The organism is Litoribacterium kuwaitense (assembly GCF_011058155.1).
Classification (GTDB): Bacteria; Bacillota; Bacilli; order Bacillales; family DSM-28697; genus Litoribacterium; species Litoribacterium kuwaitense.
This window is the reverse complement of sequence record NZ_JAALFC010000013.1, coordinates 1-19893: the sequence shown is the minus strand read 5'-3', so window position 1 is coordinate 19893 and position 19893 is coordinate 1. Positions and strand designations below refer to the sequence as shown.

At 43.9% G+C, this 19893-nt stretch carries 16 protein-coding genes and 1 pseudogene; 12 read left to right on the top strand and 5 right to left on the bottom strand.

Annotation, left to right across the window (positions count from 1 at the left end; all coding sequences use genetic code 11):
* The first annotated feature begins 209 nt into the window (after positions 1-209).
* Positions 210-779, top strand: coding sequence for a C40 family peptidase (locus G4V62_RS08900; protein ID WP_246218350.1), 570 nt, complete (start codon positions 210-212; stop codon positions 777-779).
* Positions 776-1360 carry a histidine phosphatase family protein gene (locus G4V62_RS08895; protein WP_246218349.1) on the top strand — a complete coding sequence of 195 codons (585 nt, stop codon included), beginning with the start codon at positions 776-778 and terminating at the stop codon, positions 1358-1360. Before G4V62_RS08900 ends, G4V62_RS08895 begins: the two co-directional genes overlap by 4 nt.
* 172 nt (positions 1361-1532) lie before the next feature.
* Here G4V62_RS08895 and G4V62_RS08890 read toward each other — a convergent pair whose 3' ends face one another.
* Entirely contained in the window at positions 1533-1772 is a 240-nt protein-coding gene (locus tag G4V62_RS08890; RefSeq protein ID WP_165201337.1) for a hypothetical protein, read from the bottom strand.
* Positions 1773-1992: 220 nt separating this feature from the next.
* The gene (locus G4V62_RS08885) at positions 1993-3012 is read right to left on the bottom strand and encodes a zinc-binding alcohol dehydrogenase family protein (RefSeq protein ID WP_165201335.1); all 1020 of its coding nucleotides are present in this window, start codon (positions 3010-3012) and stop codon (positions 1993-1995) included.
* Positions 3013-3240: 228 nt separating this feature from the next.
* Here G4V62_RS08885 and G4V62_RS08880 point away from each other — a divergent pair, with 228 nt between their 5' ends.
* Both G4V62_RS08880 and G4V62_RS20820 read left to right on the top strand, forming a co-directional pair.
* Entirely contained in the window at positions 3241-5262 is a 2022-nt protein-coding gene (locus G4V62_RS08880; RefSeq protein WP_165201333.1) for a HelD family protein, read from the top strand.
* A 79-nt stretch (positions 5263-5341) separates the two neighbouring features.
* Positions 5342-5919 (top strand): annotated as a pseudogene (locus G4V62_RS20820) (5' nucleotidase, NT5C type).
* Here G4V62_RS20820 and G4V62_RS08865 read toward each other — a convergent pair.
* Positions 5916-7727 carry a cation:proton antiporter gene (locus G4V62_RS08865; protein ID WP_165201329.1) on the bottom strand — a complete coding sequence of 604 codons (1812 nt, stop codon included), beginning with the start codon at positions 7725-7727 and terminating at the stop codon, positions 5916-5918. The pseudogene G4V62_RS20820 and the gene G4V62_RS08865 sit on opposite strands and share 4 nt — an antisense overlap.
* A gap of 169 nt (positions 7728-7896) precedes the next feature.
* Between G4V62_RS08865 and G4V62_RS08860 the strand changes: the two genes are divergently transcribed.
* The 8 genes from G4V62_RS08860 (at position 7897) to G4V62_RS08825 (ending at position 18016) form a co-directional block, all read left to right on the top strand.
* A complete protein-coding gene (locus tag G4V62_RS08860; protein ID WP_165201327.1) occupies positions 7897-9774 on the top strand; it encodes an ABC-F family ATP-binding cassette domain-containing protein in 1878 nt (625 codons plus the stop codon).
* 331 nt (positions 9775-10105) lie between these two features.
* Positions 10106-11914 carry a ribosomal protection-like ABC-F family protein gene (abc-f, locus tag G4V62_RS08855; RefSeq protein WP_165201325.1) on the top strand — a complete coding sequence of 603 codons (1809 nt, stop codon included), beginning with the start codon at positions 10106-10108 and terminating at the stop codon, positions 11912-11914.
* A 184-nt stretch (positions 11915-12098) separates the two neighbouring features.
* On the top strand, positions 12099-13562 hold the full coding sequence (locus tag G4V62_RS08850) for a spore germination protein (protein WP_165201323.1): 1464 nt from the start codon (positions 12099-12101) through the stop codon (positions 13560-13562).
* A gap of 14 nt (positions 13563-13576) precedes the next feature.
* Complete coding sequence (locus G4V62_RS08845) at positions 13577-14677, top strand: GerAB/ArcD/ProY family transporter (RefSeq protein ID WP_165201322.1); 1101 nt, start codon at positions 13577-13579, stop codon at positions 14675-14677.
* The gene (locus G4V62_RS08840) at positions 14670-15785 is read left to right on the top strand and encodes a Ger(x)C family spore germination protein (protein ID WP_165201321.1); all 1116 of its coding nucleotides are present in this window, start codon (positions 14670-14672) and stop codon (positions 15783-15785) included. The genes G4V62_RS08845 and G4V62_RS08840 overlap by 8 nt, the downstream gene beginning before the upstream one ends.
* Positions 15786-15857: 72 nt before the next feature.
* Entirely contained in the window at positions 15858-16805 is a 948-nt protein-coding gene (locus tag G4V62_RS08835) for an acetylxylan esterase (RefSeq protein ID WP_165201320.1), read from the top strand.
* 126 nt (positions 16806-16931) lie between these two features.
* Entirely contained in the window at positions 16932-17594 is a 663-nt protein-coding gene (locus G4V62_RS08830) for a DsbA family protein (RefSeq protein WP_165201319.1), read from the top strand.
* A gap of 2 nt (positions 17595-17596) precedes the next feature.
* Complete coding sequence (locus tag G4V62_RS08825; RefSeq protein WP_165201318.1) at positions 17597-18016, top strand: disulfide oxidoreductase; 420 nt, start codon at positions 17597-17599, stop codon at positions 18014-18016.
* A 119-nt stretch (positions 18017-18135) separates the two neighbouring features.
* Here the strand turns inward: G4V62_RS08825 and splB are convergent, their stop codons facing one another.
* The gene (splB, locus tag G4V62_RS08820) at positions 18136-19164 is read right to left on the bottom strand and encodes a spore photoproduct lyase (protein WP_165201317.1); all 1029 of its coding nucleotides are present in this window, start codon (positions 19162-19164) and stop codon (positions 18136-18138) included.
* The gene (locus G4V62_RS08815) at positions 19157-19414 is read right to left on the bottom strand and encodes a transcriptional regulator SplA domain-containing protein (protein ID WP_165201316.1); all 258 of its coding nucleotides are present in this window, start codon (positions 19412-19414) and stop codon (positions 19157-19159) included. Before G4V62_RS08815 ends, splB begins: the two co-directional genes overlap by 8 nt.
* Between the last annotated feature and the right edge of the window lie 479 nt (positions 19415-19893).

Sequence of the window (19893 nt, the reverse complement as noted above, 5' to 3'; positions counted from 1 at the left end):
GATTTTTAAGGTAAATGGTAGAATTTTATGCAAATAAAGGTTTCAGAATATTAGAGAAAGGAAAAGAAACCGTTTATTATCACTGTTTTTATGTATTTTTCAAATGCCCTCCGACTTCGGTCTGATGTCTATAAAGACGAATTCACGATAGTTATGTGAAACCTATCGTGATAAATTTCGTATATATAGATGCATAGGAAAGAAGCGAGATGGGTAGTGAGATTATGTCTAAACGTTGTGTTTACATCATATTGACAGAAACAGGCTCGTGGATTAATAAATTCATTAAATTTTATACGGGTGCTCCTTATAATCATGTCTCCATTTCTATGGATTTGCATTTAAATGAAATGTATAGTTTTGGTCGCAAGCATCTCTATGTGCCTGTATGGGGTGGGTTCGTCCAAGAGAATGTAAACCAAGGGATGTTTAAACACTTCCCAGAAACACGCTGTGCGATTTTAAAATTAAAGGTTTCAGAAGAGGAGCATTGTAGAATTAGTTCTCTTCTGCAGCACTTTGAGCAAAATAAAGAGTTATACCGCTACAATTTAATTGGCTTATTTGGTATCATGCTTGATTTGCCTTTGGCTATGAAAAATGCTTATTTTTGTTCACAATTTGTTGCTGAACTCCTTAAAAAAAGTGAGGTCCCTTTATGGGACGTGAAAACGTCGTTAGTTGTGCCAAATGATTTTTTACAGCACCCAGATTTACAGTTGGTTTATGAAGGGAAACTACATGAATATCCTTTGTTGATGAAGGAGAGTATCGTATGAACGAAAATGAAATGACCGTTTATTTAGTACGTCACTGTCAGGCGGAATCCCAAGATGCGGAAGCGCCCTTGACAAAGGAAGGCGTGAAACAAAGTGATCGTTTAGCGGTGTTTTTTGCCGATAAAAAGATTAACGCAATTTATTCAAGTCCTTTCAAACGCGCTATACAATCCGTTGAGCAAGTGGCTTTAGATAAAAAGCTACCTATTATCCAGGACTTTCGTCTACAGGAGCGCCGTTTGTCAGGTAAACCGATCGATGACTGGAAAGAAAAGTTGGCGGCATCATTTGACGATCCATTGCTTACGCTTGATGGTGGTGAGTCAAGCAAAGAAGCCGCGAAAAGGGGATGGGAGGCTTTAGAAGAGTCTGTTGAGAAGCGTGAAGGGGCAGTCATGCTTGTGACTCATGGCAATCTGCTCGCTTTACTCCTTAGGAAAATAGACGAAAGGTTCGGTTTTGCTGAATGGGAGCAGTTGTCTAATCCAGATGTTTTCAAGCTTACGTTGTCTTCTGGTATTGCGACTTCTGTACAGAGAGTTTGGCAAGCGGATGCCAATAAAGCGCCACATCTGACGTAGTTTAGTAAGAAAGCAAGGCTTTTATACCTGATGACAAACGCTTGACACCGCCGTTTGGTCCCGAATTTTTAGATCAAGAATTTCAGGAAAACCGAAAAGATATTCTCATCCACCACTATAAATAAAGCGTAGACAACCAATCAGATGTTGTCTACGCTTTATTCTAGTGTTTTTATGCTCCTTGATGAAAGTCTTCTAAGCGTACTTCCAGCAGCTCTATCGATTCAGTTAATGGCGGTAGAGATTTAAGAAAAGATAGGTATGCCTTCACGATGCCTTCACGAGGGTAGAGGTTGGCTAGTTCTTTTTTTAGCTCTTCCATGACTTCTCCTGCCTCATTTTTCGTATGAGGAACGGTTAATGAAGCGATTTGCCCCTCAAACTGGATCAGCTGAAGGTAGAAATGGCGCACATGGCTTTGCAAAGGCTTGCGTATTATGGGGCAAAGGCGCAGGTTGAAGCGATGGAGAGTGGGCTGATTCATTAAGAAAAACAGGCGGATGCCTTTGAGTAAAGGTAACCGCCTGTTTTAGTCTGGCAAACCCGCACATTGGTCGCCCGGCTGTCTTCCTCGTCCTCTTATGAACTACAGTACTCGACTTCCCGATTTGGCAGTGTAGACCTACCAATCATTAGAAGACGTCGATGACCGCTTTAATGACTTCTGATTCTGGATTAAGCCACTGGTCAAATCTCTCAGGGACTTCCTCGAGCGGGGCGCGGTGGGTAATATAGCTTGAAAGGTCAATCGACCCGTTTTCCAAAGAAGACATGACGTTGCGAAAGTCTTCAAAGGTGGCGTTCCGACTCATATGGAGGGAAAGCTCCTTTTTGTGTACGTCTGGGTGGTAGAAATGGATGTGGTCTTTGACGAGTCCAACGAAGACGACCTGTCCGCCATGGCTAGCATAAGAAAAAGATTGATTCATGGACGAGACATTTCCTGTAGCATCCAGCACTGTTGTTGGTAACAGACCACCAGTCGCCGCCAGCAATTGTTCTTTCGGGTTATCTCCTGCTAAGATCGTCTCATCCACTTGTGCCCACGTTTGACAAAACTGAAGTCGGCGTTCGTTCATATCCATCGCAATGACGTGAGCCCCTTTTTCTTTAGCAAACGCCATGACACCAAGACCGATGGGACCTCCGCCGATGACGAGAACGGTGTCCTCTTTTTGGAGATTGGCTCGACGAATGGCGTGGGCACCGATGGATAACGGTTCGATTAACGAGGCGTGAGCTAAGTCGATGTCTTCAGGAACTTTAATCAAGTGTCGTTCTGGAACAGTAATCCACTCCTGCATCCCACCGTCTACATGAACGCCCATCACTTGCAACGACTCACAGCAGTTCACGCGCCCACGTTTACAGGCAGAACAGTTGTCACAATAGAGGTAAGGCATCACAGTAACACGATCTCCAGACTGAAAGGCACTGTCATCACAGACCTCCTCGATCACGCCTGACAGCTCGTGACCTAAGACTCTTGGATAAGCAAAATAAGGCTGCCTTCCTTTGTAGGCATGTAAGTCGGTTCCGCAAACACCGATATGATGCACGCGCACAAGCGCTTCACCTGTATTTCTTTCTGGGATGGGAGCTGAGACGTGTAAAGAAAAATGATCCGGTTGTTCACACACAACTTGTTTCAAAGGGAACGCCTCCTCTAAAAGAAATGTATTCGTTTTCATTATAAAATTAAAAGAAAACAAGACCGTCGTGGACTTGTTCAATGATTACCATAATATGTAAATTTAAAGAAGGTATTTGTACATTAAATAGCTTAGCAAATTTTAAACTATAAGTCTACTATTTCTTTTTTTGTCGAGGCACAATAGAAGGAGTCTCTAGACAAGAGCAATCGAAAGGAGGAGCACGTTTTGGCTGGATGGGAAGAGGAAAAGCAGTATTTGTCTGTAACGTGTGGTCATATTCAAGAACAACTGAAGGAGATAGAGGCGATACCGCCATATATCGGCGATGATGTGACAGAACAAGCGTTAGAGCATCACCGCGAAAAGAGAAAAGAGCAATTGAGGAGAGCGATGGGCTCACCGTATTTCGGGCGTCTCGATTTTAAAAATGATGAAGAAAGCAACGTACGCGCCTATTACATTGGAAAAGCAGGCATTGACGACACGGAAGACGGCACACTGCTCGTGATCGATTGGCGTGCACCCGTCTCCAGTCTATTTTATGGGTTTACAGGCGGAGGTGATGACGCCTATTATGTGGCCCCAGAAGGTCCGGTCGACGGGCAAATTTATTTGAAGCGAAACCTGTTAATCAGACAAGCAGAATTGCAGCGTATGGTTGATACGTACGTTCGAGGGCAAGGCCATTCAGGGGGCGGTGATGAATTTCTTTTATATCGGTTAGAGGAAAATAAAGATGATAAACTTCGTGATATCGTCTCGACAATTCAAGCCGAACAAAATGATATTATTCGCGAAAGGATCAACGCGCCTCTCATCATTCAAGGCGTTGCTGGGAGTGGAAAGACGACAGTGGCGCTTCATCGGCTGGCGTATTTACTTTATGAATATCGTGAAAAAGTGCGCGCAGAACATATGATTATTTTTGCGCCAAACCAAATGTTCCTTGATTACATTTCGGACGTGCTTCCGGAGCTTGGTGTGGGAGACATACAACAAACGACGTTTACAGAATGGGCTCTCGCGCAGCTCGACCTTCCGTACCCTTTAGAGGAAGGCGCTTCTCGTCTACGAGCCACCTTTGAGTCTAGTGAAGACGAACAGTTGAGAAACGAAAACGACCTAGGGTCATTCTCCTTTTGCAAACAGTTGGAAACGGAGCTAGCGACGCATACGGCTTTTGCTGTAGCCAAACCTTTTGATGCGGGACACGGGAAGACACTTCCCATTGAAAAATTAAATCAATGGACAGCAGGGCAAGCGCAACAGCCGTTAGCAAGCAAAATGCGTCGCTTGCATGATCGAATCAAGCACTGGATTGACGAGGAGGCTCGCCTTTTTGAACCGTTGAAAGCGCGTGCTTTTAAGAAAAAGGCAAAGCAGAGACTAAGGAGCTTTAAGGCAAGCTGGCCAGAAACAGATGCGTTTACATTATATTTGAAGCTATTAAAACAGTTACTGCCTGAAGAGCACGCTCGTTTAATGAATGAAGAGAAAATAGCCGTTCGTGACCTGGCGCCACTATTATTGATTCATTACCGACTAAATGGAGTGCTCCAGCAGCGTTATGACTATGTTGTGATTGACGAAGCACAAGATGTCACGCCATTCCAAATCAAGATATTAAATGAAGTGACTAAAGGTGCTTCATTTACGATTCTAGGGGACATGGGGCAGGCGATTTACGGGAAAAGCGGCGTTGAGAGCTGGACTGAGCTGAATGAAGTCTTCTCTGTCACACCGCAAGTGTCTTTAATGAAAAGAAGCTATCGTTCAACGTACGAAATTGTTTCTTTTGCCAATCGTTTTTTACGGCGGCTCGGAGGAAAGGACCGCCAGGCAGAGCCTGTGTTTCGAAGCGGGCAAGAGGTCAAGGTGATGAAAAAGCAAAGCACTTATGCGTTTGAGTGGGTGAAACAAAAGGAGGCACAGTCCTTCCAGAGTTTAGCTGTGCTGACGCGGACGGAAAAACAAGCCCGACAGATTCACAAAGCCCTTGTAGAACAAGGGGTGCAAGCGACACTTATCTCTCCAGAACACCATCGCTATGAAGGAGGGATATCTGTAATGCCAGTCTATTTAGCAAAGGGGCTTGAGTTTGATGCTGTTTTGCTCACGAATGTGGATGAAGACCATTATCGTGATGATCCCTTTCATACAAAGCTACTGTATGTAGGTTGTACACGGGCCTTGCACGATCTAACGTTATGTTATGAAAACGATCCTTCCTTGCTTTTAGAATTGTAAAAAACCGTCGTCCATACGATGCAATAGAAAAAAGAAGCCGAGCGGCTCTATAGGAACTGCTCGTCTTATCTATGATACAATGGAAGAAGCTATGTTACACAACAGGAATGGGAAAGGGTGGTTTAAAATGACACGAATTGCCATTGATATGGATGAAGTCATGGCCGATACAGGAATGCGACTCATCGAGCTGTGCAATGAACACTGTCAGGATGAGGAACCGATTACGCCGGAGTCGCTTAGGGGAAATAAAATTTACGACGTTCGTCCGAACTTTACAGAACAACTCTTCGTCCATCTAATGATACGTCATTTTTCCGTGATCTCCCTGTCATTGAAGACAGCCAGAGAGTCATTGAGCGACTGCACAAAGAGCATGAAGTGTTTATTGCGACAGCCGCAATGGAAGTCCCTGCATCCTTTGATGCGAAATACCAATGGTTGAAGGAGCATTTTCCGTTTCTCCCTGAAGAGAATTTTGTTTTTTGTGGAGACAAAAGCATTATTCATGCGGACTACTTAATTGATGATAACCCTAAACAGCTGAGGGCTTTTTCAGGTACCGGCTTGTTATATGCGGCGCCTCATAACGATCATATTAATGACTTTACACGCGTTGCGAATTGGCAAGAAGTCGAGAAGTATTTTTTTAATTAATCCTTTGATTCTGCAGAGGGCGCCAACATAAAGAGAACATCTTCTTGAGCTATATGAGGTTGTTTATCGTTCGTAAAGAAATAGAGCTGGTCGTTCGGTTTTAAAACAGCTAACTGTATTGTCCGCTCGTCGATGTCCTCGGTGTAGGGCTTTAATGGGGTGTCCTCTGTTAGGTGAATCGTCTGGATTGAATAGTTTTCATGCTCAAGCAAGTAAATAAGTTTGCGCAAATGGAGCGTTTCTTGAAATAATTGCTGTCCCAGTACTGAGGACGGCATTTCTTCATGGGCAAAAGGCTCTCGTGGATATAAGCTTGTTTGATATAAATGGTTGCTGCCGAATTCGTGAACGAAGGAACGAGAGACGAGTGCATTATATGAGTCAATTTCCGTCGCGGAAATAACGATATCGTAAGGCGTAACATCCAAAGTAAAATCGTAGTGATCGGAAAGAACCTCACCTTGATGAATTGACAGCTCATGTCTTCTGGCACTGCTTAACCGCTCCCAAGACGTATCTGTGATCAGCACGTTCACCTTGTGCGTAGACAAGGCTTCCGCGAACTTGATTGTAAAGGTGTTACTGCCGACGAATAAAACACCTGTCCCTTCCTCATTCGCTAGCTGCAGTTTTCGAGCAAGCCATTGAATAGAAAAGCCATGGGCGCAGACGGTTGCGAAGGACAGGGCGAAGGTGAGCGGAATGAGCAACTCAGCATCGGGGTACCCATCCTTGGCAAAGCTCTCGGCAAAATAACCAGCTACGGTTAAGGCGACGATACCGCGCGGCGCGATCCAGCCAATCAGTATTTTTTCTTTCGCAGTTAATTTTGTGCCGATGGTAGAAATCCAGATAGATAACGGGCGGACGACGAAGAGCATCAAGATGACAAAAAGCACGATTGGCCATTGTAAAATGGCATTCAGAACCTCCCTGTTTAAGGAAGCTGTGAGTAAAATAAAAATGGTCGAAGTGAGTAGTATCGAAATGTTTTCTTTAAAATGCTGAATGTCTTTGACCGATGCCTTATGCTGATTGGCTAACGTAAGCCCCATCGCCGTCACGGCAAGTAAGCCCATTTCATGCATAATTTCATCAGACAGTGCAAACACAGCAAGGACGAAAGAGAGCACGACAGGAGACTTTAAAAACTCAGGAATTTTTGCGTGTGTAAACAACCAAGTGAGCGCACGACCCGACAAATAGCCAGCTGTGACCGAGAACACCAGCCCTAAAAAGAAGGTAAGGACATCAGCAGAAGCTTCATTGCCATTCATAGGAAAAAATAGTGGCACGAGCTCATACGCAAAGACGGCGAGAATCGCGCCAAGTGGATCAACAATAATGCCTTCCCACTTTAATACAGAAGCAGGCCTGGGCTTTAGCTTCGCTTGCCGTAATAGAGGGATAATCACGGTAGGACCAGTGACGATAAATAAGGCACCGATGACAAACGAAAGTGCCCAGGATAGACCCGCAACATAATGAGCGGCTAGGCTGCCGAATATCCAAGCCAACAAACCGCCGAGGGTGACAATACGATAAATGTGCAGGCGTAACCCCTTGATTTCTCTAAAATCCAATTGAAGACTTCCTTCAAATAAAATCACCGCCACAGCCAACGAGATGATCGGATTAAAAAGGTCGCCTAAGTGTTGTTCCGGATTGATGAGCCCGAAAGCTGGTCCGATTAAGAGACCTGCGACCGCCATCACGACAATCGCAGGAAGGCGAAATCGCCAAGCAAGCCATTGTGAAACAATACCTAGTACGATGACAATGGTGATAACAGTAAGAAATGACAGCATAAATTTGTTCTCCTTTTTAGGTGGACAGCTATTCATTAATGTACCCGTTTAAAATCTCACTTACCCGTATTCTTGTAAAAAGAGTAAGGCTTTGTTTACAGGAGAACGCATCTGTCGCTTTACAAGGGTAGAACATTTCACATAAAGTAACAATGAAGGTGGTGGTCAGATGAGTCTGCTCATTGCACAGCATTTATATAAATCATTTGGAGAAAAAGTGTTGTTAAACGATGTGGCGTTAACCATTGAATCGAAAGAGCGAATTGGCCTCGTTGGTGTGAACGGCACCGGTAAATCTAGTCTGCTTCGCTTGCTCGCCGGCCTAGAATCTCCAGACGAAGGAACGATCACTCATGCCAATCAATTTTCGGTGGCTTTTGTCGATCAAGATCCTGTTTTTGAAGAAGACATCACTGTGTTTGAGTATATCTTCCGTGGCGATGCTCCGATTTTAAAAGCCGTCAAAGCGTATGAAGCAGCCGTTCATGCGATGGAAAATGAGCCGAATACACAGGTGTTACAAGATCAACTCTTCAAAGCACAGACACAGATGGATGAACTTGAGGCTTGGGATGCACAAGTGAAGGCCAAAACCATTTTGACGAAGCTTGGTGTTCGACAATTTTCTACTCGTGTAAAACAATTGTCAGGCGGGCAGTTAAAAAGAGTCGCCCTTGCCCGGGCATTTATACAGCCGGCAGATGTGCTCATTTTAGATGAGCCAACAAACCATTTAGATCATGAAACGGTGGAATGGCTTGAGAAATATTTAAAATCGTATGAAGGCGCTTTGCTCATGGTCACGCACGATCGCTATTTTCTTGATCAAGTTGCTGAAACCATTTTCGAAATGGATGGTGGCGATCTCTATAGACACGATGGAAATTATGCGACTTATTTGGAAGGCAAGGCCGAGCGGCTCGCCCTTGAAGACGAGAAGCAGAAGAAACAAGCGAATTTGTTAAAACGAGAAATGGCATGGTTAAACAGGGGCGCAAGAGCGCGCTCGACGAAACAAAAGGCGCGAAAAGATCGTATCGAAGCGCTAAAAAGTAGTCAAGGGAAACAACAACACGGACGCCTAGAAATCCCCTTGCTCGTAGAACGGCTCGGTAATGACGTCATCGATGCAGACAACATCTCTTTTTCATATGATGACCGTGCTATTGTTCATCAATTTAGTCTGTCGCTCCAGAGGTATGAACGTTTAGGAATCGTCGGAGAAAATGGCGCAGGAAAAACGACGCTGCTCCGTTTACTGGCTAGAGATCTTACGCCCGATGAAGGCTTCGTTTCAATGGGGACGACGGTACGCCTAGGCTTTTACACACAAAATCACCCACCTCTACCAGATGATCTGAAGGTGATTGATTATGTGCGGGAGGTTGCTGAAGTGATCCGCACGGTTGACGGCGAGGAAGTCACGGCTGAACAGATGCTCGAGCGTTTTTTATTCCCACGTTCGACCCACCGTTCATTGATCCGATATTTATCCGGTGGCGAGAAAAAACGGCTCTATTTATTGAATGTTTTGCTCCAGGCACCGAATGTCCTGTTTTTAGATGAGCCGACAAATGACCTTGATACAGAAACTCTCGGTGTGCTGGAGAGCTATCTCGATGCATTTCCTGGTACCGTCGTGACCGTGACGCACGATCGCTATTTTCTCGATCGCGTTGTCGATCACATCCTGTGGGCAAAAGGTGATGGGCAGTGGGAGCGGTTGATGGGTGGTTATACAGAATGGCGCGAAGCGCAGGAGCATTGGGAGAAGACAAACGCTTCGGAAGCGAAACCTGACATAAAGCGGGACAAAAAACGAAAGAAAATGTCCTATTTAGACCAGCAGGAATGGGCACGAATTGAGGACGATATTTCCTTATTGGAAGAAGAGGTCGAGCAGCTGACGAGCGCTGTCGCTGAAGCAGGCGATGACGCTGGAAAAGCACAGGAATTGTACGCCAAACAACTTGAAACAGAAGAGCGCTTAACGAAAGCGTATGAGCGATGGGAAGAACTGGCTCAGCTTGCTAGCGACGATAACTGAGGTTGACAGACAATTTCTCTTATGGTTAAATAAAGGAAATTCTGAATGAACGGAGGGATCTATAGGTCCATGAAGTAAGCATACGTATTCTTCTTTGTTATCTTAAAACAGGCACACGTGCCAAGCAGTGAGATCACACAAGGACAGGATACGTATGCATAAAAGGACCTGTAGATTCTACGAATACACATTTTTTTGTGTGTTATACAGGTTTTTTGGCATACGTTTTTTTATGTAGTGAAGCTCACAGGGTACGAACTGTGGGCTTTTTTGTGTGGCCTTAAAAGCAGATGAAGGCGCGTGTTTCTTAATTTAAAATGGAGGCGATCATATGAAAACAGTCATGCACGTAGATCGTTTAAAAAAAGAATGGCATGGACGTCTGGTTTTTAAGGATGTGTCCTTTACCCTGACAAAAGGACAACATGTGGCGGTCTTCGGACAAAACGGCGTCGGGAAGACAACGTTACTTAAAGCACTTGCCGGCGACATTGGCGTTGACGAAGGTTCCATTTTCAGAGCTTTTGCACCAGATGAGTGGGGCGTCGTCCAGCAGCATGTACACGTACCTCATACTTGGACAGTGTTTGATGTCGCTAGTGCTGCCTTTCCTAAGTGGCAAGCTGCATATAAAGCATTACAGCAAGCTGAACAAGACTTGCGTGAGGATACGAACGCATATGACCGCTATGAAGTAGCCTACGAATCGTTTTTATCGTTAGGAGGCTACGACCAAGCGCAAAACATTCGCCAAGCCTTACTTAAGAGAGGGTTACCAGAGGCTATTCATGGCGTCTCTTACGATAAGGTGAGTGGCGGGCAAAAAACAAAAACGCAATGGGCGCAAATCATGTTGAAAGATCCGCCGCTTGTGTTGATGGATGAACCAACCAATCATTTAGATCATGAAGGAATGAATGAGCTTGCGCATTGGATGAATCATTTTAAGGGGACGATTCTCTACGTCTCCCACGACCGGTATTTTTTAGATGAAACGGCTCATGCTTTACTCGAATTAACCTCTGATGGCACGTCCTTGTATCAAGGAAATTATACAGCTTATAAAGAACAGAAGGCAGTGGAACAGAGGACACAAGAGACACAATATCGAAAAGAGCAGCAAGAAAAGAAAGCGCTAGAGGAAAGCATACGTCGCTATCACGAATGGTTTAGCCAAGCGCACAAATCAGCAGGAACAAATGATTTTTTACGAAGTAAGGCAAAAAAGAACATCTCACGCTATCATGCAAAGCTGTCTTCTTTACAGAAGCTCAACGACGAGGGGATTGAAAAGCCGCAGGAGACGGAAACAGTGTCCTTTCAGCTAGAAGCAGACACATTCGCTGCGAAGTCGCCTGTCCGGATGGAAAATGTCTCTTTTGCATATGGAGAAAAAGACATTTTTTCAAATGTCACCCTGCGCATTCACACCGGTGATCGTCTCGCCATTTTAGGAGAAAACGGGAGCGGTAAATCGACTCTTTTAAAAATCCTTTCTGCCCAGCTTCTCCCTGACGAAGGAAGAGTAGCGGTTAATCCACAGACGCGGATTGGTTTTTTTGCCCAAGAGCTGGAGGAGTTGAACGAGGAAGTGACCTTGCTCGATCATCTGTTAGAGCTGCCTGGAATGACGCAAACAGAAGCGAGAACGATCTTAGCGTCCTTCCTCTTTCGCAAAGATGATGTCTTTAAGTCTGTGCAAGCATTAAGTATGGGTGAGAAATGCCGGCTTGCATTTATCCGTCTATATTTTAGCGGGGCAAATGTGCTGATGCTTGATGAGCCAACAAACTACCTCGATGTACCGACACGAGAAATTGTCGAGGACGTGCTCCAGTCATATCAAGGGACGATCGTACTCATCTCGCACGACCGCTACATGGTCCAACGTTTAGCGACACGAATTGTTGCTTTACATGACTCTGGAGTGGAGGTGTACAATGGTACATTTTCAGAGTATAAAGAAGCAAATGAGCGTCCGCCTCGTTCCGATCGCGAGAAGGAAGAAGAAAGAAAAAGGCTGCAATTCGCTTATGAACAGCTCATTGCGTTTGATGAGAAGATGACAGAGGTTGACAAAGAACATCATGTCGAAAAGATAAGACAGCTCAAAGCAAAAATCGATCAATTAGAAACGTAGGAAGTAAATTCATAGTGTCAAGAAAGCCCGGAAAAGGCTTTGTTGGCACTTTTTTTATGACACATTTTTAGTGAAAATGATGTGAGTCACGAAGTGCTTACCAACCATCTGTCATTTTCCTTTTAAGTCACATAAAGTCGAATGAGGGTGGACATATTAGTTGTCAAGAAGGGAGGGGAGTCGGATGGACAGCCAACAGTCGCCAGAACCTGTGTTTTCACAAGAGATTGATACGAACATCGCAGTGTTTCAAGAGTATATTGACGATAATGCGGATATAATGATACGTCATTTTAGTATTCAAGGGCACCAGAAGGCAGCAGTACTCTATTTAAATGGGCTTGCGGACAGCAAAGAGGTTGATCGCACTGTGTTACAACGGATGATGGCGATTAGTGAGCCAGTTAGCCATGACAACATTCGCGACCATGTCAATGTGACGAGTCTCGAAGCTGCACAATCGAAGAAGGCAGCGGTGCGAGCATTATTTAAAGGAGTCACACTTTTATTTGTAGACGGTATCACCGATGTCTTTCTTGTCCACCTTGACAAGCGAATCGAACGGTCAGTTGAAGAGCCGATGACAGAAATGGTTGTGCGTGGTCCTCGAATCGGCTTTTTAGAATCTCTTAAAGCAAACACAACGATTTTAAGACAGCGTGCCAATGATCCGCGTTTAGTCGTTGAAGAGAGTACGGTTGGCGTGCGCAATCAAAAAAAGGTCGCCATTGTTTATTACAAAGAACTAGCGAATCCGTCCATTGTCAAGGAAGCTCAGGCACGATTAGACAAAATCGACATCGATGATGTGAGCGATGCAGGGATGCTTGAGCAGTTTGTCGAGGATGATTGGCGTTCGCCTTTTCCCCAAATCCAAAATACAGAGCGACCGGATCGCGTGATCGCTGGACTGTTGGATGGGCGTGTGGCGTATTTATTAGATGGCTCACCATACGCATTAATTGTCCCTTCTACATTTCACGATTTTTTAAAAACCCCTGATGATTATTTCTCTCGTTGGTTACCGGGTTCTTTGCTGAGAGTTCTGAGATATGTGGCTGTATTGTTTACGCTTTTTTTACCGGCATTATATATTTCGTTAGTGTCATTTCATACAGGACTCTTGCCCACGGGACTGGCGATTTCAATCGCAATATCCAGGGAGGAAGTGCCTTTTCCAGCTTTTGTCGAGGCATTAATTATGGAGGTCACCATCGAGCTTTTGCGCGAAGCAGGGCTCCGTTTGCCCCGCCCTATTGGTCAAACGATTGGCCTCGTTGGTGGGGTCATCATTGGACAGGCAGCCGTTGAGGCGAAAATAGTCAGTCCGATTATGATTATTATCGTTGCCATCACCGCCATTGCTTCGTTTACAGTGCCTAAATACGAAATCGGTGTGTCGTTTCGAATTCTCCGCTTTATTGCAATGATTGCGGCCAGCGTGCTCGGCATTTATGGCGTCTTTTTATTTATCGTTTGCATGGTGATTCATTTGATGAAGCTAAACAGCTTCGGTGTCCATTACTATACCCCTGTCGTCCCTATGACCAAAAGTGAGTGGAAGGATTTACTAATCCGTCTACCCATTCAATTTCAAAAGAATCGCAGCCGGATTTTTCGCCCGTTAGATGATCGACGCCAGCGTTAAAGGGAGTGATCACTTTGAATTCTAAGCTGACTATCAATAGTACATTGTCTTTTGCTCAATCCGTGGCTGTCATCGCCTCCACTTTGTTGGCTTTGGGGTTGATTACCCTCCCAAGGGGCATTACAGAGGAAATTCAATCTGCAGATGGTTGGATTGTCTTTATCCTGGCCGTTCCTTTAGCGTTGGTGTTTAACTTCATTATTGGCAAGCTATCAGCAGCGTTTCCAAAGCAAACGCTGTATGAGTATAGTCCAAGCATTATTGGGAAGATGGGTACTCGTCTCTTAGCGCTCGGATATATCATATACTTTACTCCGCTTCTAGGACTTGAAATTCGAGCTGTAGGAGAGCTAATTCATTATTTCTTGCTTGACGAGACGCCTTTCTTTGTCATTCTAGTGACGTTTGCTTTCATTTCGAGCCATTTGGCGTTAAGTGGCCTTCAGGTCATGAGTCGTGTGTACCTACTGTTTTTCGTTCTGACCATTTGTGTACTTTTAATGATCATTGCTTTAAGTTTTAGCATTTTTGATGTGACGAATTTAATGCCGGTTTTAAGGGAAGGCCCGTGGCCAGTTGTTAAAGCTTTACCTAGTACAGGTTTGTATTTTTTAGGGATTGAAATGTTGCTTTTTATATCAGGGAATATGGAGACGAAACAAATAAGCTTAGTTGGGGTTCTTTCTATTTTAATTGCCGCGTTTCTTTACATCCTAATCTATATTGTCGTTATTGGCGGGATCGGGATGGCAGAGACCGAGCATTTGACATGGCCGACGATTTCGCTCGTTCAATCTTATGAGATCGAAGGTTTGTTCTTTGAGCGGTTTGAAATCTTCTTTATCTTCATTTGGCTCATGCAAATTTTTACGTTTACCGCATCTCTCTTTTATATGATTTTACACTCTGTGGCCCAAGTATTCTCATCAACGAAGCGCAAGGCCATTTTGTTCGTCTTCCCGTTGAGTCTTGTCATCGCCTATTACCCGCAGAATATCAATCAATTATTTGAGTATTTGGGATTAAGCGGGATGGGCTATTACTATGGTGCTTTTGTTGTTCCAATCGTGCTTCTCCTGGTCCATAAGATAAGAAGGAGGGTTCGACGTGATTAAACGAATGATGAGGATGAGTTTTCTTATCATTATGTTAAGTAGCTTAGTGGGATGCTGGGACGCACAAGATATTGAGGATATTTCAATGGCAATAGGTTATGGGTATGACCTTGGGCAATCGGATGGTGATATTATGACGACCTTCCAAGTCATCAATACAAAGGCGAAGCAACAAGCGTCGCCCTATATAAACTTACACGAGGAAAATCCAAGCTTTCATGGGGCGATTAGAGATGAGTCTTTACAAGCCAATGTGATTAATGCGAAACATTTAGAATCGATCATCATTCATAAAGACCTTGCAGAAAAATTAGCAGTCAATAAATATTTGAGTCAAGTCGTTAAAAGTAATGAAGCGAGACGAAGCAGTTTAGTGTTTATTTCGAATGAACCGGCACAGCAAATTCTTTCATCAGGACTAGATCAGGTTATTCCTGCCCAGCATTTAAAAAAATTAAATGCGAGCAATTATTCGATTAAAAGGCTTCCTGCTATGACGCTCGGGCAGTTATCTGCAAGATTGCAAGGTGAAGAAACATTTGCAGTTCCAGCTGTTCGTCTCAAAGACGGTGTCCAAAAGCTAGGGGGTGCTTACGTCATCGAGGGGCGGTCAAGAAAAGTCGTTGGATACCTCGATGATTATCAAGTGATCGGTTTGAATTTTCTACTCGGCAATGAGATTGACGGGATCGTCGTCAAAGGCGATTCTGACCAACAAGTGATGGAAATTCATCATACGGACATCACGCCAGAGCTTACCTTTGAAAATGGACATTTCAAAGCTGATTTTTATGTGGAGCTAAAAGCAAGGCTGTCAGAGGATTGGGCGACAGAAAAAGACTGGAATGCTTTTGAGGAAGGGTATTTAGAAGACGTACAAAACGAGTTTGAAAAGGAAATTAAAGGGAGGATGGAGAAGACCGCCACTTTTCTGCAAGAAGATCTTCAAGCGGATGCGATGGATTTGCATAAGTTGGCAAAAATTCATCATTATCAAGAATGGAAGAAAGTGAAGGATGTCTGGGATGAAGGCATTTTCCCACATATTCCAATCGATATTAAAGTGAAAATTACGATCACAGAATTTGGGACAAAGGGTGGATTTTAACATTCTAGTCATGATAGGATGCTTTCATTATGCTATGATGTTGAAAAACATAGCATAAGGGAGGGCGTCTGAATGAAAGAGTTTGTTAAGCAGAAAGCAACATTTGAAACGTATATCCCTGAGCAAACAAAGCCGGACGATTTTGATCTGTTTTGGGACAAGGCACTCCATTCTTCAGCACAAGTGTCTTTAAATGTGACCCGTAATAAAATAGCGTATCCACTAGCGAATGCTCTCGTTGAAAAAGTTGTGTATCACGGTGAGGATACGACACCAATTCATGCCGATTGGATTCGTCCGAAAACGTCAGACCGTGTACCGTGCCTTATTCATTTTCATGGGTATGGTGGTGACAAAGGCTCGGTCACGCAATACGCGCATTGGGTGCTTGAAGGGTACGGTGTACTCTCGGTTGACGTGCGGGGGCATGGGGAAAGTGGTGATGCCGCTTTTTATCCACACGGAACAGGGGGAAGCTGGGTGACGCAAGGGATTTTATCGCCTGAGAATTATTACTATCGCCACGTTTTTTTAGACGGCGTGCGTGCGATTGACGTCGTCCGTCAGTTTGAGGAGGTCGATGAGAAGCGGATCGGTTTAATTGGTGGAAGTATGGGCGGCGGCATTGTTCTTGGGGTGGCGGCGCTTGATCAACGTCCGTCCGTTGTTGTGTCCGATGTGCCGAATCTTTGTGACGTACCTTTAGCCATTCATCAAAAAATGGAAGGTTCTCTTCAGATTGTTGAGCGCTTTATGGCGCGAAACCCCGAACACGTCGAACAGGTTTTTCAAACATTGGCTTATGTCGATCATGTCAACCTGTCAGAGCGAATAACGGCGCCGATTCGGATGTCAGCTGCCATGCGTGACTTTGTTTGTCCACCGCAGCCGATATTTGGCGTTTATAATCGTGTTACGAGTGAGAAGGAGCTAAAGGTGTTCCCTTATTCGGGTCATGACGCTCCGGGGTCAGTCACTCATATTGCTGAAACGATTGCATTTATTAAGGAATGGTTGTAGATGTTGTTGTCAAAATAATCTTTCGAAACTGGCATTTTGCGTATAGCCGTTATATAATTTCTTACGTAAAAGTTGAGAACATAGATAAATGACGGTGTACTCCAAAATGGAAGTAGGTTTAGACAGATGAAAAATAAGTATCTTGTTTTAATGACGGTCATCATTGCCGCTGTAGCGATCGGTTTTATCGTTGTCGCTAATAATATGTCCAGCGGTGGGGATATAGCGAAGACGTTTGATGCGCCTCCTTCAATTGAAGGTCAGCCCGTATTAGGTGATTCCGAAGCACCGGTGACAGTCGTCGAATTTGCTGATTATAAGTGCCCTTCATGTAAGGCTTGGGATCAATCGATTTTTCCTTTATTAAAAGAAGAGTATATTGATACAGGAAAAGTGAAGTTTATTCATATTAATACGCCTTTTCACGGTGAGGAATCCGTACTAGCTTCGCTTGCCAGTGAGGCGGTATGGCAGCAAAATCAAGACGCCTTTTGGCCTTACCATAAGGAAATTTACCGCAATCAGCCACAAACGCAGCAGCACGATCAACCTTGGGTGACAGAAGACGCTCTTTTACAGATGGCAGCTTCGTTAGAGGTCGGAATTGACGTAGATCAGCTTCAAGAGGATATGACAAATGCGACGTATAAAGAGCAAGTCGCGATTGATCAAGCTGTGCTTGAGCAATTTAATGTCACTAAAACCCCAACCATCATGGTCAATGAGCATCAGCTAAACAATCCTTTTGAATATGAGCATCTCGTCAAGCTAATCGAGATGGAGGAGTAAGTATGTCAACAGAACGTTTCAATCCTTTGTTGCTATATGTTGCTTGGGTTGTTGCTCTGATCGCTACACTCGGCAGCCTCTACTTTAGCGAAATTAAAGAGTTTGTTCCGTGTGAATATTGTTGGTATCAACGGATATTAATGTATCCATTAGCGATTATATTAGGAATTGCCGCATATGTAGGGGATTGGCATATTAAAAGGTACGCTCTGCCTTTCTCAATGATAGGTATGGGCGTGTCCAGCTACCATTATGCTACGCAAAAAGTGCCAGGGTTTGGACCATTGACACCATGTACTGGTGGCGTCCCTTGTAATATTCAATACATTCATTGGTTCGGCTTTGTGACGATTCCGTTTCTCGCGTTCATTGCTTTTACACTCATTACGATATTACTGTTTGTGATGCGAACAAAAAAATAATTTTATATTTGCAGTAGCTTGGATGTTAAAGCTACTGTCTATTTTGTTTAAAAAAAGAGGCATGATTGAACGAACTTTTTCAAAGGGTTCGTCAGTCATACCTTCAGATAGAAACGGCATCAAGTAAAGTATTCGATATGAGATTCAGGAAAGTAACGGTCAATATACATTTGAAATACATCTTTTATTTCTTCTTGCTCCTCGGTTTGGTAAACATACTTCCCGATTCCGTATCTGCCCCACTTATATTTTCTTTTTTCCTCATCTAATTCGAGCTTTGTCATTGGGTAGTTTTCTTGTATGACACGCTTGGCAGGCTTCGTAAAACGGTGCTGGATGAGTTCAAAAGTTAAATTATCCAGAGCTTCGTTTGGAAGTTTTTCCGCTAACTTTTTAAAGAGTGTCTCATAGCCTTCACGCCAGCCATCGTGTAAATAGATTGGTGCGATAATAAATCCAAGAGGATATCCGGCTTTAGCAACCTTCGCTGCCGCTTCAATTCTCTGATCAAGCCGTGACGTTCCTGGTTCAAGAAACTTAATCACATAATCATCATTTAAACTGAAGCGAAAGCGTGTGCGGCCATTGTGTTCTGCGTCCAGTAAATGATCGACATGATGAAACTTAGTGACAAAGCGTAATAATCCGTGCTTTGTTTGACCGATATGTTCGATTGTTTTTTTCAATGTATGCGTCAAATGATCGATGCCGACGATATCAGACGTGCATGAGGCTTCAAAGCGCGTCGGCTCCGGAGAGCGTTCCTCCATGTATTGATCGGCAGCAGCAAAAATCTCTTCCGTATTGACGTACGTTCGAATGTAAGGCTTGCTTCCCATTGTCGTTTGTAAATAACAATAATGGCAATGTCCCATACATCCGGTCGCTAAAGGAATCGCATATTCGGCTGACGGCTTTGATGTATCAAACTTTAATGTTTTGCGGAGACCGATGACGAGTGTTGATTTAGCATTGCGATATTTTTGCTGGTGATTGTCTCCAGGAATATTCCGTACTTGATTGTGTGACGTCGTTTTACGAATTTCAACGCCTAGCTTGTCAAATTTCTCATAGAGCTGTCTGCCTAGGGGGAACTCCATTGCGCGGGGCTCAATATAAACGAGCTGTGGCATAAAGGGCTTAACCATAAAAAACATCCTCGTCTACTTCAAAATAATGCGTATAGGCTGCAACAGCTTCTTCATAGCTCGTATACATGGCGTAATCACGATCGAGCGGATAATAGCTTTCCAGAAGAAAAAGGCTTAGTTCACCCGGTTGATCGGGGTGTTCGGTGATATGCGCTTCCTGAATCGTAGCGACGCTTTGCGCGTGTGGGTTTCGATAGACAACATAGACGACATCACCTTCAGATAGCTGAGATATGTTAATGATCATCAGTCCTTTTTATGAGTAGCATGTTCTCCTTCGCAACATAATATAAGTCCATTGTTTTGGGAAATAATCCCTATATAAAAAGACACTAGCTGATGTACTTTACAATAGAGGAATATTGTCTACGGACAGTCTGTATTGGTGTATTGGGATTGATATTAAAGAATTTTAGAACAGGATGGATGCTACATGAAAGGAAAACTGTTAGATCGACTTGTTGCAAATCGACGCTGTGTTTGAGACTTTCCCATTGACTTTAGACGAAAAAATGGTCAGAGCTTCAAGCATTTGTTGTGAAAGCTGCTGATGAGGAAAGTAGGTATGTAGCGTATAGTGAGGGAATAGACAGCAAATCTTATGTAGAAAAAATATAAGAAAGCTTGTGTGAATATCGGTGTTAAAATCCTCAATAATAACGGTTTAAAATTCCCCAGTTTTCACTGATAATCTAACTCGACAGAGATAGATTGGAAGTGTTGGAA

Excerpts from the sequence above, each read along its gene's own strand:
- G4V62_RS08835 (WP_165201320.1), top strand. The coding sequence starts at position 15,858 with ATGAAAGAGTTTGTTAAGCAGAAAGCAACATTTGAAACGTATATCCCT.
- G4V62_RS08825 (WP_165201318.1), top strand. The coding sequence starts at position 17,597 with ATGTCAACAGAACGTTTCAATCCTTTGTTGCTATATGTTGCTTGGGTT.
- G4V62_RS08895 (WP_246218349.1), top strand. The coding sequence starts at position 776 with ATGAACGAAAATGAAATGACCGTTTATTTAGTACGTCACTGTCAGGCG.
- G4V62_RS08860 (WP_165201327.1), top strand. The coding sequence starts at position 7,897 with ATGAGTCTGCTCATTGCACAGCATTTATATAAATCATTTGGAGAAAAA.
- G4V62_RS08900 (WP_246218350.1), top strand. The coding sequence starts at position 210 with ATGGGTAGTGAGATTATGTCTAAACGTTGTGTTTACATCATATTGACA.
- G4V62_RS08830 (WP_165201319.1), top strand. The coding sequence starts at position 16,932 with ATGAAAAATAAGTATCTTGTTTTAATGACGGTCATCATTGCCGCTGTA.
- abc-f (WP_165201325.1), top strand. The coding sequence starts at position 10,106 with ATGAAAACAGTCATGCACGTAGATCGTTTAAAAAAAGAATGGCATGGA.
- G4V62_RS08865 (WP_165201329.1), bottom strand. The coding sequence starts at position 7,727 with ATGCTGTCATTTCTTACTGTTATCACCATTGTCATCGTACTAGGTATT.
- splB (WP_165201317.1), bottom strand. The coding sequence starts at position 19,164 with ATGGTTAAGCCCTTTATGCCACAGCTCGTTTATATTGAGCCCCGCGCA.
- G4V62_RS08850 (WP_165201323.1), top strand. The coding sequence starts at position 12,099 with ATGGACAGCCAACAGTCGCCAGAACCTGTGTTTTCACAAGAGATTGAT.
- G4V62_RS08815 (WP_165201316.1), bottom strand. The coding sequence starts at position 19,414 with ATGATCATTAACATATCTCAGCTATCTGAAGGTGATGTCGTCTATGTT.